General features: G+C 74.3%; 13 protein-coding genes. 10 read left to right on the top strand and 3 right to left on the bottom strand.

The genetic code is table 11. From position 1 onward, the window contains the following. Window positions 1-9 precede the first annotated feature (9 nt). Window positions 10-708 (top strand): class III extradiol dioxygenase subunit B-like domain-containing protein, encoded by a 699-nt coding sequence (locus ACFWIS_RS11390; RefSeq protein ID WP_380454825.1) that lies wholly within the window; start codon window positions 10-12, stop codon window positions 706-708. 24 nt (window positions 709-732) lie between these two features. Here ACFWIS_RS11390 and ACFWIS_RS11385 read toward each other — a convergent pair whose 3' ends face one another. Continuing rightward, window positions 733-990: an antitoxin gene (locus ACFWIS_RS11385; RefSeq protein WP_380454823.1), complete on the bottom strand. Its 258-nt coding sequence runs from the start codon at window positions 988-990 to the stop codon at window positions 733-735. 177 nt (window positions 991-1,167) lie between these two features. Here ACFWIS_RS11385 and miaA point away from each other — a divergent pair, with 177 nt between their 5' ends. The 5 genes from miaA to hflX all read left to right on the top strand — a co-directional run bounded on the left by miaA (window position 1,168) and on the right by hflX (window position 7,905). After that, entirely contained in the window at window positions 1,168-2,103 is a 936-nt protein-coding gene (miaA, locus tag ACFWIS_RS11380) for a tRNA (adenosine(37)-N6)-dimethylallyltransferase MiaA (protein ID WP_380454821.1), read from the top strand. Window positions 2,104-2,332: 229 nt separating this feature from the next. Then, a complete protein-coding gene (locus ACFWIS_RS11375) occupies window positions 2,333-2,845 on the top strand; it encodes a hypothetical protein (RefSeq protein ID WP_380454819.1) in 513 nt (170 codons plus the stop codon). Window positions 2,846-2,945: 100 nt separating this feature from the next. After that, window positions 2,946-3,854 carry a diaminopimelate epimerase gene (gene dapF, locus ACFWIS_RS11370; protein WP_380454817.1) on the top strand — a complete coding sequence of 303 codons (909 nt, stop codon included), beginning with the start codon at window positions 2,946-2,948 and terminating at the stop codon, window positions 3,852-3,854. A 167-nt stretch (window positions 3,855-4,021) separates the two neighbouring features. Next, window positions 4,022-6,406: a RelA/SpoT family protein gene (locus ACFWIS_RS11365; RefSeq protein WP_380454815.1), complete on the top strand. Its 2,385-nt coding sequence runs from the start codon at window positions 4,022-4,024 to the stop codon at window positions 6,404-6,406. Beyond that, window positions 6,403-7,905: a GTPase HflX gene (hflX, locus tag ACFWIS_RS11360; protein ID WP_380454814.1), complete on the top strand. Its 1,503-nt coding sequence runs from the start codon at window positions 6,403-6,405 to the stop codon at window positions 7,903-7,905. The genes ACFWIS_RS11365 and hflX overlap by 4 nt, the downstream gene beginning before the upstream one ends. 41 nt (window positions 7,906-7,946) lie before the next feature. Here the strand turns inward: hflX and ACFWIS_RS11355 are convergent, their stop codons facing one another. Both ACFWIS_RS11355 and ACFWIS_RS11350 read right to left on the bottom strand, forming a co-directional pair. Next, the gene (locus ACFWIS_RS11355; protein WP_380454812.1) at window positions 7,947-9,113 is read right to left on the bottom strand and encodes a trypsin-like serine peptidase; all 1,167 of its coding nucleotides are present in this window, start codon (window positions 9,111-9,113) and stop codon (window positions 7,947-7,949) included. Between the two features lie 27 nt (window positions 9,114-9,140). Beyond that, the gene (locus tag ACFWIS_RS11350) at window positions 9,141-10,313 is read right to left on the bottom strand and encodes a trypsin-like serine peptidase (protein ID WP_380454810.1); all 1,173 of its coding nucleotides are present in this window, start codon (window positions 10,311-10,313) and stop codon (window positions 9,141-9,143) included. Window positions 10,314-10,664: 351 nt separating this feature from the next. Here ACFWIS_RS11350 and ACFWIS_RS11345 point away from each other — a divergent pair, with 351 nt between their 5' ends. Genes ACFWIS_RS11345 through ACFWIS_RS11330 form a run of 4 tightly spaced genes read left to right on the top strand, consistent with a single transcriptional unit; the run spans window position 10,665 to window position 16,501 of the window. Continuing rightward, on the top strand, window positions 10,665-12,575 hold the full coding sequence (locus tag ACFWIS_RS11345) for an IucA/IucC family protein (protein WP_380523825.1): 1,911 nt from the start codon (window positions 10,665-10,667) through the stop codon (window positions 12,573-12,575). Continuing rightward, complete coding sequence (locus ACFWIS_RS11340) at window positions 12,464-13,135, top strand: GNAT family N-acetyltransferase (RefSeq protein ID WP_380454857.1); 672 nt, start codon at window positions 12,464-12,466, stop codon at window positions 13,133-13,135. The genes ACFWIS_RS11345 and ACFWIS_RS11340 overlap by 112 nt, the downstream gene beginning before the upstream one ends. 8 nt (window positions 13,136-13,143) lie before the next feature. Next, window positions 13,144-14,682 carry a lysine N(6)-hydroxylase/L-ornithine N(5)-oxygenase family protein gene (locus ACFWIS_RS11335; protein WP_380523823.1) on the top strand — a complete coding sequence of 513 codons (1,539 nt, stop codon included), beginning with the start codon at window positions 13,144-13,146 and terminating at the stop codon, window positions 14,680-14,682. After that, window positions 14,660-16,501, top strand: a complete 1,842-nt coding sequence (locus ACFWIS_RS11330) for an IucA/IucC family protein (protein WP_380454805.1) — start codon at window positions 14,660-14,662, stop codon at window positions 16,499-16,501. Before ACFWIS_RS11335 ends, ACFWIS_RS11330 begins: the two co-directional genes overlap by 23 nt. Window positions 16,502-16,512 lie beyond the last annotated feature (11 nt).

Genomic DNA, 16,512 nt, shown 5'->3' with positions numbered 1-16,512 from the left:
GTGATCGGCATGCTGGTAGCCGCCGCCGTGTGCCCCTGTCCGCCGCTGCTCGTCCCCGAGGTCGCCGCCGGGGCCGCGCCCGAGCTGGACGGGCTGCGCGCCGCCTGTGACGACGCGCTGGCGGCGCTGGTCGCGGCCGGGCCGCAGTTGGTCGTGGCGGTCGGCGCCGGGCCGGAGGCCGAGGTGTGGACCGAGGGCGGGGCCGGCTCCTTCCACCGCTACGGGGTGCCGCTGGTCGCCAAGCTGCCCGGCGGGCGGGTCGAGGGCCCGGAGCTGGCGCCCTCGCTGACCGTCGGCGCCTGGCTGCTGGAGCGCGCCGGTGTGACCCTGCCGACGCACGCCTGCGCGGTGCCCGCCGACGCCCCCGCCGACCGGATGCTCGGGCTCGGCCAGGGCCTGGCCGGCCTCGCCGACCGGGTCGCCCTGCTGGTGCTCGGCGACGGCAGCGCCTGCCGTTCGCTGAAGGCGCCCGGCTACCTGGACGAGCGGGCCGAGGGCTACGACGCCGCCGTGGCCGCCGCCCTCGGCTCGGCCGACCTGCCCGCCCTGGCCGGCCTGGACCCGGCGCTGGCCGCCGAGCTGAAGGCCGAGGGCCGGGCGCCCTGGCAGGTGCTGGCCGGCGCCGCGGAGGGCGCCGGCCTCACCGGGCGGCTGGGCTACCAGGACGCGCCGTACGGGGTCGGGTACTTCGTGGCGTCCTGGAGCTGACCGCCGCTACGACTACGACTACGACTACGGCTGCGGGGGTCGGGGGGCCTGGCCCTCCCCGCCCTCCGGCTTCGGCTTGTGGGCGAAGTCGCCCACCGCGTCCTTGGCCTTGTCGGCGCCGTGCTCGATCTTGTCGCTGTACTTGCCCTTGGTGGCCTTGTCGATCGCGCCGCCGGCCTTGTCGACCATGTGCTCGATCTGGTCGCTGTGCTTGCCCGCGAGCTCGCTGGCCTTCTCCTTGAGCTCCTCGGCCTTGCCCTTGAGGTTGTCCATCAGACCCATGGTGATCTCCTTCTTTCCCTGTCTCCCGCACAACGCGTCCGACCGGCAAAGAGTTCGCAAAGCCGGGTCGGGGTGGAAACGGCCGGAGACCGTCCGGGAACCAGTCACATCCTCGCGCAGTCGGCGGCGGGCGGCAGCCCGTCCCCGACCCCGGCGGCGGTTTGGGAGACTGGAGCGGTGAGCAGCTCCCGTGTGATCAGCATCGTCGGCGCGACCGCCGCCGGAAAGTCCGACCTGGCCGTCGCCATCGCCCGCAGCCTCGGCGGCGAGGTGATCAACACCGACTCGATGCAGCTGTACCGGGGCATGGACATCGGCACCGCGAAGCTGACCATGGCCGAGCGCGGGGGAGTGCCGCACCACCTGATGGACGTCTGGGACGTCACCGAGGCCGCCAGCGTCGCCGAGTACCAGCGGCTGGCCCGGGCCGAGATCGACCGGCTGCTCGCGGCCGGGCGCACCCCCGTCCTGGTCGGCGGCTCCGGGCTGTACGTCCGGGCCGCGATCGACGAGATGGAGTTCCCCGGCACCGACCCGCGGGTGCGCGCCCGGCTGGAGGCCGAACTGGAGCAGGGCGGCCCGTACGCGCTGCACCGGCGGCTGGCCGAGCTGGACCCGGCGGCCGCCGAGGCGATCCTGGTCGGCAACGGGCGGCGGATCGTCCGGGCGCTGGAGGTCATCGAGATCACCGGGCAGCCGTTCACCGCCAACCTGCCGAGCAACACCGCGGTGTACGAGGCGGTGCAGATCGGCGTCGCCGTGCCGCGACCCGAGCTGGACGAGCGGATCGCGCTGCGGGTCGACCGGATGTGGGAGGCCGGGCTGCTGGACGAGGTGCGGGCGCTGGAGCGGGTCGGGCTGCGGGAGGGCCGGACCGCCTCCCGGGCGCTCGGCTACCAGCAGGTGCTGGACCACTTCGCCGGCGAGTGCACCGAGGACGAGGCACGGGCCGAGACCGTCCGGGCCACCAAGCGCTTCGCCCGCCGCCAGGAGTCCTGGTTCCGCCGGGACGACCGCATCCACTGGCTCTCCCGACCGGCCGGTACCGACCCCGTCGAGCTGCTGGAACACTCCCTCGAACTGATCGGCCGTCAGGGAGTTCCGGCCGCATAGGTGCTGTTCCGGCCAATTCGGCGGTGCACCTGCGCGCGCAGGCGACCGTGCAGGACGAACCGGGGGTCACGGCCCGATCACGTGATGGCCACGGATCACCCGAGGACCCCGGTCAGGCCCCGAACGCCCCCTCTGGACATGCCATCATCGATGCCATAAGGGTCGGCCCGCGCGGGTCGGCCGTGCCCGGCCGCGAGTCCGCTCGTGTCGAACTGTCAGGGGAGGCCGTGTGTCGACGGGTACCGGCCCCGAATCCGGCCAGAGCGGGAGCGTCACCGCACCGGCCGAGCAGTTCGACGAGTCGACGAGGGGGGACCTCCCCGTGCTGACCGGCCTGGAGGCACCGACCTCGTACGCGGCCGCGGTGCCCGCACTGGACACCCGCACCCCGCCGGACGCCGCGGTGCACGAGCGGGAGATCCGGCCGCTGCGCCGGCTCCGCTGGTGGCAAACCCTGCCGATCGCCCTGCTCGGCACCCTCGGCTCGCTGATGTTCGCCTTCCCGCTCGCCTTCGGCTCGGCCGGGGCGCGGGCCACCATGGTCGGGATGCTCGGGCTGCTGTTCACCGCCGCCTCGGTCGGCTGGGGCGCGATGGCCGCCCGGCACGCCGGCTACAAGTGGCCGGGGCTGCCGCGCCGGGGCTCCGGGCGGCGGGCCGGCTGGAAGGCCATCGTGGTCTACACCCTGATCGCGCTGGCCGCCTGCGCGCTCGCGGTGTGGCGGGTCGCCTACCTGCGCTGAGGACGTCGCCCGGGCCCGGCCGGCTGCGGGGCCGTCCGCCCCGAGCCGTGGGGTCGGAGTGCCCGGCGGCGAGCGGGCGGGCATCAGTACCATCGGTGGGGTGAGCGCATCCTCTCCTCAGCAGGCCGGCCTCCCCTTCTTCAAGGGGCACGGCACCCAGAACGACTTCGTGATCGTGCCCGACCCGGACGGGGTGCTGGAGATCGGCCCGGAGGCCGTCGCCGCGCTCTGCGACCGGCGGGCCGGCATCGGCGGCGACGGGCTGCTGCGCGTGGTGCGGGCGGCCGCCGACCCGGCCGCCGCGAGCCAGGCCGACCGGGCCGAGTGGTTCATGGACTACCGCAACTCCGACGGCAGCATCGCCGAGATGTGCGGCAACGGCCTGCGGGTGTTCGCCCGCTTCCTGGTCGAGGCCGGCCTGGCGAAGCCCGGTGAGCTGGCGATCGCCACCCGCTCCGGGGTGCTCACCGCGACGGTCGCGGAGGACGCCGCGGACGGCACGCCCGGCGACGTCACCATCGACATGGGCCGGGCCCGGCTGCCCGGACCGGACGGCATCGAGGTGGCCGTCGGCGAGCGGCGCTGGCCCGCCCTGAACGTCAACATGGGCAACCCGCACGCGGTGGCCTTCGTGGAGAGCCTGGACCACGCCGGGGATCTCTTCGGTGCGCCGCTCACCAGCCCCGAGGGCGCCTACCCGGAGGGTGTCAACGTCGAGTTCGTGGTGGACCGGGGCCCGCGGCACGTGGCGATGCGGGTGTACGAGCGCGGCTCCGGCGAGACCCGCTCCTGTGGCACCGGCGCCTGCGCCGTCGCGGTGGCGGCGATCCGCCGGGACGGCGTGGACCCGGCGGTCACCGGTGCGGCGGTCTCGTACACGGTGGACGTGCTGGGCGGTCGGCTGGTCATCACCGAGCACCCGGACGGCCGGGTGGAGATGACCGGGCCGGCGGTCATCGTGGCCGAGGGACGGCTGGACGCGCGCTGGTGGGAGTCGCTGAGCCGGTAGCGGCGCCCCGGTTTGCCCAATTCGTACGGTGACGAATCCCCCCGATCGGGTGATACCGGTCGCGGACGGGAATCACGGCGTCGCGGAACGTGCTCTGCTCGGTAGCATGGACCACCGGGTCACCCCACGGGGAGGGGCCGCACCCGGCGACGTTGCCGGAGGTGCCGATGACCATCGAAGCCGGGCAGCCCCCCATCACGGGGCAGCCGACGAGCGCACGGCAGGGCGGGGCCAGGAGGCCCCTCGGGGAGCTCGGCCGGGCCGCCCTCGGCCGGGCCGGGCGGGCCGCCCTGCTGGCCACCGGCCGGCCGCCGGTGCCGGACGCCCTGGAACCGCTGGTCCAGGTGCACCGACGGCACCATCCGCAGGCCGACCTCGCCCTGCTGTCCCGGGCGTACCGGCTGGCCGAGGCCAGCCACCGCGGCCAGAAGCGCAAGAGCGGTGAGCCGTACATCACCCACCCGCTGGCCGTCACCATGATCCTGGCCCAACTCGGCGCCGGGACGACCACCTTGGTCGCCTCGCTGCTCCACGACACCGTCGAGGACACCGAGTTGACGCTGGACCAGGTGAGCGCCGGGTTCGGGCCCGAAGTCGCCTACCTGGTCGACGGGGTGACCAAACTGGAGAAGGTCGACTTCGGCGCCGCCGCCGAGGCCGAGACCTTCCGCAAGATGCTGGTCGCCACAGGGGACGACGTCCGGGTGATGGTGATCAAGCTCGCCGACCGGCTGCACAACATGCGCACCATCCGGCACATGAAGCCGGCCAGCCAGGTGCGGATCGCCAAGGTCACCCGGGACGTGCTGATCCCGCTGGCCGAGCGGCTGGGCATCCAGGTGCTCAAGGCGGAGCTGGAGGACATCGTCTTCGCCACCCTGCACCCCGAGGAGCACGCCCGCACCCGCGGCCTGATGGCCGGCCACGAGGCCGAGCCGGACGCCCTGCTGGAGCCCTTCGCCCGGCAACTGGCCCGCCAGCTGGCCGAGACCGGGGTCGCCGCCGAGGTGACGGTACGGCCCCGGCACTGCGTCTCGCTGCACCGGGTGCTGCTCAAGCGGGCCGCCGCGCCGGGCCGGGACGGGCGGCCGCAGGAGCCCCAACCGGCCGACTTCGGGCGGCTGTTGGTGGTGGTCGAGGAGAACGCCGACTGCTACGCGGTGCTCGGCGAGCTGCACACCTGCTGGACGCCGCTGCCCGGCGAGTTCAAGGACTTCGTGGCCGCCCCCAAGTTCAACCTCTACCAGTCGCTGCACACCGCCGTCGCGCTGGACGGCGGCGCGGTGGTCGAGGTGCTGGTGCGGACCCGGCGGATGCACGAGGTGGCCGAGACCGGGGTGGTCGCGCTCGGCGACCCGTCCCCGGCCGGCCCGGCCCAGGACGCCGACGAGCTGGACCGCACCGACCCGGCCCGGCCCGGCTGGCTCAGCCGGCTGCTGGAGTGGCAGCAGGAGACCCCCGACCCGGACGCCTTCTGGTCCGCGCTCACCGCCGACCTGGCCGGCGACCGCGAGATCACCGTGGTGACGGAGAACGGCGAAACGCTTCAGCTGAGGGCCGGGGCCAGCTGCGTGGACGCCGCCTACCTGCTCGGCGAGGAGACCGGCCACCGATGTATCGGCGCCCGGGTCAACGGCCGGCTCACCGCGCTGTCCACCGTGCTGCGGGACGGGGACGTGCTCGCGGTGCTCACCGAGAGCCTCCCGGTCGGCGGCGGGGTGCAGCCGTCCGGCCCCTCGCCCGAGTGGCTGGCGCACGCCCGCACCCCGGCCGCCCGGCTGGCCATCGAGCGCTGGCTGGCCGACCACCCGGCCCGGCTGCCGGTGGTGCGCACCGGCCCGGCCGCCGGCCAGCCCGCCCCGCCCGCGCACCGGCCGGGCGAGCGCCGGACCGCCCCGGTGGCGGTGGCCGGCCGGCCCGGGGCGCCGGTGAGGCTCGCCCGCTGCTGCACGCCCGTCCCCCCGGACGAGGTGGCCGGCTACCCGATCCGCGGCGGCGCCGTGGCCGTGCACCGCACCGCCTGCCCGGCCGGGCAGCGGCTGCGCGCGGACGGACGGGCCGAGCTGGAGGTCCGCTGGCGGCAGGAGGACGCCCCGGCGGCCGGGCACCGGGTGACCCTGCGGGCCGAGGCGCTGAACCGGCCCCGGCTGCTCGCCGACCTCACCGCGGCGATCTCCGCCGCGGGCGTCGGCATCGTCTCCGCCGAGGTCGAGCCGCCGCAGGAGCTGCGGGTCCGGCACACCTACACCGTGGAGCTGCCCGAGCCGGGCGCGCTGCCGGCCCTGATGCGGGCGATGCTCAGGGTCTCCGGGGTGTACGACGTGAGCCGGCCGCACGCCCCGGAGGGGACCCGGACCCGCGAGGGCGCGACGCGCTCCCCGGAAGGGCGCCCGGCCCGGCACTCCGGGGGAAATGGGGATGACCGGCCCGTGTCCGGCGTGCGACCATCGTGGGGAATTCACGGCCGGTCCACGGCGTTCTCAGGGCACAGGAGCCCGGGTGAGATCCAGGGGTCCTCGCCGAAGCCACCCAGCGACCAAAGGACAGAATGACCTCCACGTTCGACACCCGCGACCACGCCGACGCCCCGCGCCGCCTCGACGGTCTGCGGGCGGAAGCCCTCATGGACGAGGACCACGCGGCCATCGACGAGGACCTCGGCCACAGCTACGACGGCGACCAGTACGACCGCAGTGAGCGCGCAGCCCTGCGCCGGGTCGCCGGTCTCTCCACCGAACTCCAGGACGTCACCGAGGTCGAGTACCGCCAGCTCCGCCTGGAGCGCGTGGTGCTCGTCGGCGTCTGGACCGACGGCACCCTGGAGGAGGCGGAGAACTCGATGGCCGAGCTCGCCGCGCTCGCCGAGACGGCCGGCTCCGAGGTCCTGGACGGCGTCATCCAGCGCCGGGACAAGCCCGACGCGGCCACCTACATCGGCTCCGGCAAGGCGCAGGAGCTGCGCGACATCGTCGCCGCCACCGGCGCCGACACCGTGGTCTGCGACGGTGAGCTCACCCCCGGCCAGCTGATCCACCTGGAGGACGTGGTCAAGGTCAAGGTCGTCGACCGGACGGCCCTGATCCTGGACATCTTCGCCCAGCACGCCAAGTCCCGGGAGGGCAAGGCGCAGGTCTCGCTCGCGCAGATGCAGTACATGCTGCCGCGCCTGCGCGGCTGGGGTCAGTCGCTGTCCCGGCAGATGGGTGGCGGTGGCTCCGGCTCCTCGGGCGGCGGCATGGCCACCCGTGGTCCCGGTGAGACCAAGATCGAGACCGACCGGCGCCGGATCCGCGAGAAGATGGCGAAGCTCCGCAAGGAGATCGCCGACATGAAGAAGGGCCGCGACACCAAGCGCCAGGAGCGCAAGCGCCACCAGGTGCCGTCCGTGGCCATCGCCGGTTACACCAACGCCGGCAAGTCCTCCCTGCTCAACCGGCTCACCGGCGCGGGCGTACTGGTGGAGAACGCGCTGTTCGCCACCCTGGACCCGACCGTGCGCCGGGCCCAGACCCCGAGCGGGCGGCTCTACACCCTGGCGGACACCGTCGGCTTCGTCCGGCACCTGCCGCACCACCTGGTCGAGGCCTTCCGCTCGACCATGGAGGAGGTCGCCGACGCGGACCTCATCCTGCACGTGGTGGACGGCTCGCACCCCGAGCCGGAGACCCAGCTGGCCGCCGTCCGCGAGGTCATCGTCTCGGTCGACGCGCAGAACGTGCCGGAGATCGTGGTGATCAACAAGGCGGACGCCGCCGACCCGCACGTGCTGCAGCGCCTGCTGCGCCGCGAGCCGCACGCCATCGTGGTGTCGGCCCGCAGCGGCGCCGGCATCGAGGAGCTGCTGAAGCTCATCGACGACGAGCTGCCGCGCCCCGCCGTCGAGGTGCGGGCCCTGGTGCCCTACACCCAGGGCGCCCTGGTCTCCCGGGTGCACAAGGAGGGCGAGCTGCTCGGCACCGAGCACACCGCCGACGGCACGTTGCTGCACGCCAAGGTGCCGGCCGAGCTGGCCGCCGAGCTGGAGCACTTCACGGTCGCCCTGCAGGGCTGACCGGTCTGCCCCGTTAGCCCCCGGACGTCCGCGTCCGGGGGCTACTTCACGTTCTTGACGAAGTAGTCGAAGGCCTGCTTCGCCTGGTCCTGGAGCGACGGTCCGGCCAGGTAGCCCGCCGGGGCGCGGTTGCCGACCGAGCTGACGCTGACCAGGTTGGGCTTGCCGTCCTTGGTGATGAACCAGCCGCCGCCACCCGCGCCGCCGGTCATGGTGCAGCCGATCACGTACATCGGCGGCCGGGCCCGGTCGAAGGAGAGCAGGCCCGGCGCGGCGGCGGACTCACAGCGCTGCAGCTCCAGGCCGTCGAAGGGCCGCTCGACCGGGTAGCCGTAGGCGGTGGCCGAGGTGACCTGCTCGCGCGGGGCGTTGAACCAGACCGGCACGGACCCGCCGACCGCCTCCTCCAGGGACGGGCCGGAGCCGGACTCGCCGCGCACCCGGACGATCCCGTAGTCGTACTGGTCGTGGGCGCCGACGCCGTCCTCCTGCAGCCAGGTCGGTGACACCAGCGCGCGCACCGCCGTCCAGCGGCCGTACGGGGCGGCCTGCTGGTCGCCGGAGGGCTTGCCGCGGGCCGCCCGGCCGTCCCGGTTGCCCGCCTGTCCGTCCCGGTTGAAGGCGGGCACGAAGACCAGGTTCTTCACCCAGCCGCCGCCCTTGCCGTCGTGCAGGCAGTGCGCGGCGGTGTAGACCAGGTTGCTCCGGCCCGGGTTGAGCGGGTCGGCGACCACCGTGCCGGAGCAGACCGCGTCGCCCTGGGGCGTGGTCATCAGCAGCTTGCCGACCACGGCGGAGTCCGGGCCGTACGGGTGCGGCTGCGCCGTGGCCGGGACGGGGGAGGGCGGGGCGTCGCGCTGGACGGCGGCCGGTGCGGGGGCGGTCAGCGAGTACTCGGGGGTCGGGCGGGCCTTGGCGGCCTCCACCCGGGCGGTCGTCCAGTAGCCCGGGGCCGTCTGGTTGGTGAAGCCGCTGTCGGCGACGTACCGGGTCCAGTCCTCCAGCTTCCAGCCGCCGAGGTCACCCACGCTGGTCGGGGCGGCCTTGGGCAGTGCCGCGGGCGGGGCGGCGGGGGCGCCGGGGCCGTCCGGGCCGCAGGCGGCCGCGGTGAGCGTCAGGGCGGCGAGCAGCGCGGCGCCGGCCGTGGCGGCCCGCCGTCCCCTGATGCCCGTGGTGCTGGTGGTGCTGATGGTGCTGATGGTGCGCAAGCTGAGGTGCCCCCGTGGTGGTGCCGGTCACTGCTTCTTGGAGATCCAGTCCAGGGCCTGCTTGGCGACCGTCTCCAGGTACGGGCCGCTCAGCGAGGTGTGCTCCTGGGTGCCGATCGAGGTGTTGCTGACCAGCGCCGTCCTCCCGTCCGGCATGGTGGCGAACCAGCCGCCGCCGCTGGCGCCCTGGGTCATGTTGCAGCCGATGGTCAGCATGGACGGGCGCTTGGCGTCGAAGGACAGTCGGGTGGGCTTGCCGCCGTCGCACTTGTAGAGCTCCTGGCCGTCGAACGGCTTGACCAGCGGGTAGCCGGCGGCCGAGACCTTGAGCTGGTCGCGGGGCGCGTCGAACCAGACCGGGACGGCCGAACCGACCGTCTCCTCCAGGGACTTGCCGGTGTCGTTCTGGTTGTGCACGCGCATCACGGCGAAGTCGTACTGGTTGGCGGCGTCACCGGTCGGGCCGCCCTCGACCATCCACTGCGGGGAGGTGACGACCTGGTCGGCCCACCAGGTGCCGAGCGGGGCCAGCTCGGACAGCGGGGCCTTCTTGCCGCCGCTGGAGGCACCGGAGTTGTTGTAGGCGGGGACGAACACCAGGTCCTTGTAGAAGTCGCCGCCCTTGCCCTCGTGCACGCAGTGCGCCGCCGTCCAGACCAGGTTGCTCTTGCCCGGGTGCTGGGGGTCGGCGATCACCGTCGCCGAGCAGTTGCCCCGGCCGCCCTGGGCGGAGAAGAACACCTTCCCGGAGGGCTGCTTGAGGTACGGGCGGGGCACCTGGACGGCCTTGACCACCGGCGGCTCGGGGTCGGTCACCCCGTCGGCGGCGGCCGGCTTGGCGGTGGGCGGGGCCGGGTCGGCGGGCTTGGCGTCGCCCATCTTGTCCGGGTTCCAGAAGTCCTTCACCACCGGGTTGTTGAAGACGTGCTTGGACGCCCACTTGTCCCAGTCGTCGAACTTCCACTTCTTCAGGTCGTCCCAGCTCTTCGGCAGGCCCTCCAGCAGGCTGGTCGGCAGACCGGACGGCAGGGTGATGCCGCCGATGACACCGCCGGGGGTGGCGCTCGCCTGCGTGCTGGGCGGCGGCGCCGCCGCGGTCCTGTCGCCGCCCGCCGGGCCGTCCGGTCCGCAGGCGCTGACGGCCAGCAGCGTTCCGGTGACCAGGGCGGCGGCGAGGGCTGACCGGTGGATCGATGGCATCGGTGCGTTTCCCCCTGTACGCGATGGGATGGTGTCGGGCCGGGCTTCGGTGCGGCGGCTCGCCGCCCTGGAGTCTTCCATCGCGGTACAGGACGGCGGCAGTCGCCCCCCGGGTTCCTGGGCTGACCGGAGGTCACCGATCCGTGATGCCGGACCGGCCCCTTCGTTGGCACAGCAGGGCCGCCCCGCCCGGTGGCGCACTATCCCCGATCTTCACCCGGACGAGTGAGCGGTCCTTGTGATCAACCGTCAGGGATAGGTAACCCTTACCTGACGCGACGGTGCGAGCGCCCGCCGACCCCCTCCACCACCAGCGCGCGTCCGCACCCCCACGCGCACCAAGGAGCAGCCTTGAGCACCGCCCTCACCGGAGCCCCGCCCGTACCGCCGCCGTCCACGGACTCCCGCCCCGAGCCGAAGGACACGTCGGCGCCGGAGGTGACGAGCGACCAGCGAGTTCAGGACCGAGGAGGGCAGGTGCCGGACCGTGAACACCCCGACGCGGGCGCGGAACACCGGCCCGGGCCCGACCCGCTGCTGCACCCCGACCCCGGCGTCGCCGCCGAACAGGCCGCCCTGGAAGCCCTGTTGCGCTGCTGGGCGCGGGAGACCGGCGCCCGCCCCGGACCGGACGGCCGACTGCGGATCGACGTCCTCGGCGGCGCCGCCCGGCTCACCGCGCCGGTCCGCTACTGGTCCCCCGGCGGCTGGCACCGCTTCGGCCCGGCCGCCCTCTCGGCCGGGGACAGCACCGCCGCGGCCCCGGTGGACGCCGTCACCGCCGCCGCCCTGCTCGCCGCCGCGGCCGCCGACCGGCCCGACCCCGGACAGGTCGCCGACCTCGCCGCCAGGGTCGCCGACTCGGTCGTGCGCACCGCCGAGATCCTCACCCACCACCGCACCGCCGCCGCACCCGGCGGACCGGAACGCTCGCACTTCCTCGCCGCCGAACAGTCCCTGCTGCTCGGCCACCCACTGCACCCCACCCCGAAGAGCCGCGACGGCCTCGGCCCGGCCCAGAGCGCCGCCTACTCGCCCGAACTCCACGGCAGCTTCCAGGTCCACTGGTTCGCCGTGGACCGCACCCTGCTCGCGGCCGGCTCGGCCGTCGCCCGGAGCGCCGACCGGATCACCGCCGACCTGCTCGGCGGCCAAGCCACCCTGCCGCCCGGCACCGCCGCCCTGCCGCTGCACCCCTGGCAGGCCCGCGAACTCGCCCACCGCCCGGCCGTCGCCGCCCTGCTCGCCGACGGGCTGCTGCACGACCTCGGACCGGCCGGCGAACCCTGGAACCCCACCTCCTCGGTGCGCACCGTCTACCGGCCCGGCACCCCGTGGATGCTCAAGCTCTCGCTCGGCCTGCGGATCACCAACTCCCGCCGGGAGAACCTGCGCAAGGAACTCCACCGCGGCCTGGAGGTGCACCGGCTGCTGGAGAACGGCCTCGCCGCCGAATGGCGGGCCGCCCACCCCGGCTTCGACATCGTCCGGGACCCGGCCTGGATCGGCGTCGACCACCCCGCACTCGGCGACCCCGGCGGACTGGACACCGTGCTGCGCGCCCAGCCCTTCGCGCCCACCCAGCGCGCGCTGTGCGTGGCCGGGCTGGTCGCCGAACAGCCGCGCGGCACCGGCGCCACCGTGCCGTCCGCGCTCGGCGACACCCTGCGCGCGCTCGCCGCCCGCACCGGGCGCCCGCTGCGCACCGTGGCCGCCGAATGGTTCCTGCGCTACCTGGAGGCCGTCGTCCTGCCCGTCCTCTGGCTGGACGGACGCGGCGGCATCGCCCTGGAGGCGCACCAGCAGAACAGCATCGTCCTGCTGGACGCCGAGGGCTGGCCCAGCGGCGGCCGGTACCGCGACAACCAGGGCTACTACTACCGGGAGAGCGCCGCCGACCGGCTCACCGCCCGGCTGCCCGGACTCGGCGCGGAGAGCGACACCTTCCTGCCGGACGCCGTCATCGACCACCACTTCGCGTACTACCTCGGCATCAACCACGTGCTCGGGCTGATCGGCGCCTTCGGCTCCCAGGGGCTCGCCGACGAGACGGTGCTGCTGGCCGGGCTGCGCCGGTTCCTGGCCGGCCCGCGGGCGGCCGCCACCGGTTCGGCGCTGCCCGCCCTGCTGCTGGACGCGCCCACCCTGCCCTGCAAGGCCAACCTGCTCACCCGGATCAACGGCCTGGACGAGCTGGTCGGCCCGGTCGCCACCCAGTCCGTGTACGTGGACATCCCCAACCCGGTGGCGGGGGCCCGATGACGGAGGACCTGGCCGGGTGGGGCGAAGTCCCCACCCCGGCGGGCCGGTTCCGGCTCGACCCGGTCCGGCTGCCGGAACACCTGGAGCTGCTCACCGGGTGGATGAACGACCCCGAGGTCGACGAGTTCTGGGCGCTGGCCGGGCCGCCCACCGTCACCGAACGGCACCTGCGGGCCCAACTGGACGGCGACGGACGCAGTGTGCCCTGCCTCGGACTGCTCGACGGCGAGCCGATGAGCTACTGGGAGGTCTACCGCGCCGACCTCGACCCGCTCGCCGCCCACTACCCGGCCCGGCCGCAGGACACCGGCCTCCACCTGCTGCTCGGCCCGGCCACCAGCCGGGGCCGCGGCCTCGGGGCCCAGCTGCTCGGCGCCCTGGCCGAGTTGATCCTCCGCCGGAGACCGGGCTGCGAGCGGGTGGTGGCCGAACCGGACGTCCGCAACCGGCGCTCGGTCCGGGCCTTCGAGCGGGCCGGGTTCCGGGCCGCCGCCGAACTCGACCTGCCCGACAAGCGCGCCGCCCTGATGGTCCGCGACCGAGACCTACTCCCCGCCTAGGACATTCTGTGGACACCTCGACACCCCCTTCGCACCCCGGGCCGCACGACCCGCCGTACGACCCGCCGCACGACCCGCCGTACGACCTGCTGGGCGTCGGCATCGGCCCGTTCAACCTCTCGCTCGCCGCCCTCGCCGAGCCCGTACCCGGCCTGAGCACGCTCTTCTGCGACCAGCGCCCCGAATTCCGCTGGCACCACGGCATGCTGGTCGACGGCGCCCGGATGCAGGTGCCCTTCCTCGCCGACCTGGTCTCGCTGGTGGACCCGACCAACCCGTGGTCCTTCCTCAACTACCTGCGCGCCCAGGACCGGCTGTTCCCGTTCTACTTCGCCGAACGCTTCCAGCTGCCCCGCCGGGAGTACGACCACTACTGCCGCTGGGCCGCCGACCGGCTGCCCAACTGCCGCTTCGGCACCGAGGTCACCGCCCTGCACCGGGACGGCCCGCTGTTCCGGGCCGAACTGACCGACACCGCGACCGGGCGGCGCAGCACCGTACGGGCCCGCAACCTCGCGCTCGGCGTCGGCACCCGGCCCGTGCTGCCCGAGGCCTTCGCCGCCCTCGCCGACCACCCGCGGGCCTTCCACTCCGCCGAGTACCTGGACCGCCGCGAGGACCTGACCGGCGCCCGGGACATCACCGTGATCGGCAGCGGACAGTCCGGCGCCGAGGTCTTCCTCGACCTGCTCCGCCGCCACGAGGGCGACGGCGTCCGGCTGCGCTGGCTCACCCGCACCAGGGCCCTCGCGCCCATGGAGTACTCCAAGCTCGGCCTGGAACACTTCACCCCCGACTACACCCGCTACTTCCACGGCCTGCCCGGGCCCGTCCGGGACGCCCTGGTCACCGCCCAGTGGCAGCTGCACAAGGCCGCCAGCGCGGAGACCCTCGCCGAGATCCACGACCACCTCTACGAGCGCACCATCGGCCGCCCGATCGACAGCGCCCCGGTCGAGATCACCCCCGGCACCGCCGTCACCGAGGCCCGCCCCGGCCCCTGCGGCGGCCTCGAACTGCGCTGCCGGCACACCGACTCCGGCGCCGAGCACGTGCTGCGCACCGACGCCGTGGTGCTCGCCACCGGCTACCGGGCCGCCCGCCCGGCCGCCCTCGAACCGCTCGCCCGGCTGATCGACTGGGACGAGTCCGGGCGCTACCGGGTCGACCTGGACCACCGGGTCGCCACCCGGCCCGAACTCACCGGCGGCCTGTACGTCCAGAACGCCGAGCTCCACACCCACGGTGTCGGCACGCCCGACCTCGGCCTCGGCGCTCACCGGGCCGCGGTGATCCTCAACGCCGTCACCGGCCGGACCGTCCACCGGCTGCCCGACCGCACCGCCTGGACCGGCTTCGCGCCGCCGGCGTCTTCCGTGTCCTCCGTGTCTTCCGTGTCCTCCAATAATCTTCCGAACATTCCGAAAACCGTGAATGTTCCGGACGGTCAGCACAGTCAGCACAGTCCGCACAGCGCCACCCCCGAGCAGACCCCCGTCGTCCCCCGCCCCCAGGAGCTGACCCGTGCCGCAACCGTCGGCCGCTGAGCCCGCCGAACCGCTCTACCTGCCCCCGCACCTCACCGCCGGGCACTGGCAGCGGGCCGGCCGCGCCCTGCTGGCCAAGATGCTCGGCGAGTTCGCCTACGAGGACCTGCTCCGGCCCGTTCCCGGCGCCCTCGACGGCGAGTACCTGCTGAAGCTGCCCGAGGCCGAGTACCGCTTCGCCGCCCGGCGCGGCGCCTACGACGGCTGGCAGGTCGACCCGGACTCGATCCGCTGCTCCCGCCCGGACGGCCTGGACCCGCTGCGCTTCCTTCCGTACGCCCGGGAGGCCCTCGGGCTGCGCGGCGAGACCACCGCCCACCTGCTCCGCGAACTCTCCGTCACCCTCACCGCCGACGCCCGCCAGCTCGCCACCGCGCTCACCGCCGCCGAACTCGCCGACCTCGACCACCCCGCGCTGGAGGGCCGGCAGAGCGGCCACCCGTGGATCGTCCCCAGCAAGGGCCGGATCGGCTTCTCCGGCACCGACGCCGCCCGCTGGACCCCGGAGGCCCGCAGCCCGCGCCCGCTGCCCTGGATCGCCGTCCACCGCAGGCTCGCCGAGTACCGTGGCGTGCCCGGCCTGGAGCGGCCCGAGCAGCTGTACGTCCGCGAGCTGGACGACGTCGACGCGCTGCGCGCCCCGCTCGGCGCGGACGCCGACGACTACCTGCTGCTGCCCGTCCACCCCTGGCAGTGGGACGAGACGGTGCTGCCGCTGTTCGCGCCCTGGATCGCCTCCGGCGAGATCGTCCCGCTGCCCTCGGACGGCGACCCACGGCTGCCCCAGCAGTCCATCCGCTCCTTCTTCAACACCGCCCACCCCGAGCGCTGCACCGTCAAACTGCCGCTGTCCATCCTCAACACCCTGGTCTGGCGCGGACTGCCGGTCGAGCGGACGCTCGCCGCGCCCGCCGTCACCGCCTGGCTGCACGGGCTGCGCGACGCCGACCCGTACCTGCGGGACGAGTGCCGGGTGATCCTGCTCGGCGAGATCGCCTCCGTCACCGTCGACCACCCGCTCTACCGGGAGCTGCCCGACTCGCCCTACCAGTACAAGGAACTGCTCGGCGCGATCTGGCGCGAACCGCTCGGCCCCTTCCTGGCCGGGGACGAACGCGCCCGCACCCTCGCCGCCCTGCTCCAGACCGGCTCCGACAGCCGGGCGCTCGCCGTCGAGCTGATCGCCCGCTCCGGCCTCACCCCCGCCGAGTGGACCGGCCGGCTGTTCGCCGCGATGCTGCCACCGCTGCTGCACTTCCTCTACCGCTACGGACTGGTCTTCTCCCCGCACGGCGAGAACGCCATCGTGGTCTTCGACGACCGCGGCACCCCGACCCGGCTCGCGGTCAAGGACTTCGTCGACGACGTCAACCTCAGCGACCAGGACCTACCCGAACTGCGCGACCTGCCCGCCGAGGTGGCCGGCGTCCTGCTGCGCGACGATCCCCAGGGGCTGTGCCAGTTCATCCACTCCGGACTGTTCATCGGCGTCTTCCGCTACCTCGCCCCACTGCTGGAGGCCCAGGCCGGGCTCGCCGAGACCGAGTTCTGGGCCCTGCTGCGCGCGGAGATCCACCGCTACCAGCACCGCTTCCCCGAGCTGCGCGAACGCTTCGAGCTGTTCGACCTGTTCCGGCCCCGGATCGACCGGCTCTGCCTCAACCGCAACCGGCTGATCATGGACGGCTACCAGGACCGCCCGCACCGCCCGCACGCCGTCCGGCACGGCACGGTGCCGAACGCCCTGGTCGGCGTGGAGGTGCGGCCGCCCGGCAGCCTCCCCGGGCAACGGGGCCGGATTGTCACCCCCGCCCCGTAGGGTGGAAGGGT

Source organism: Kitasatospora sp. NPDC127060, assembly GCF_042724935.1.
Classification (GTDB): domain Bacteria; phylum Actinomycetota; class Actinomycetes; order Streptomycetales; family Streptomycetaceae; genus Kitasatospora.
This window is presented reverse-complemented; position numbering and strand designations above follow the sequence as displayed.

Coding starts and splice junctions, on each gene's coding strand:
- hflX (WP_380454814.1), top strand. CDS start 6,403: ATGACCTCCACGTTCGACACCCGCGACCACGCCGACGCCCCGCGCCGC.
- ACFWIS_RS11385 (WP_380454823.1), bottom strand. CDS start 990: ATGGGTCTGATGGACAACCTCAAGGGCAAGGCCGAGGAGCTCAAGGAG.
- ACFWIS_RS11350 (WP_380454810.1), bottom strand. CDS start 10,313: ATGCCATCGATCCACCGGTCAGCCCTCGCCGCCGCCCTGGTCACCGGA.
- ACFWIS_RS11390 (WP_380454825.1), top strand. CDS start 10: ATGCTGGTAGCCGCCGCCGTGTGCCCCTGTCCGCCGCTGCTCGTCCCC.
- ACFWIS_RS11365 (WP_380454815.1), top strand. CDS start 4,022: ATGACCATCGAAGCCGGGCAGCCCCCCATCACGGGGCAGCCGACGAGC.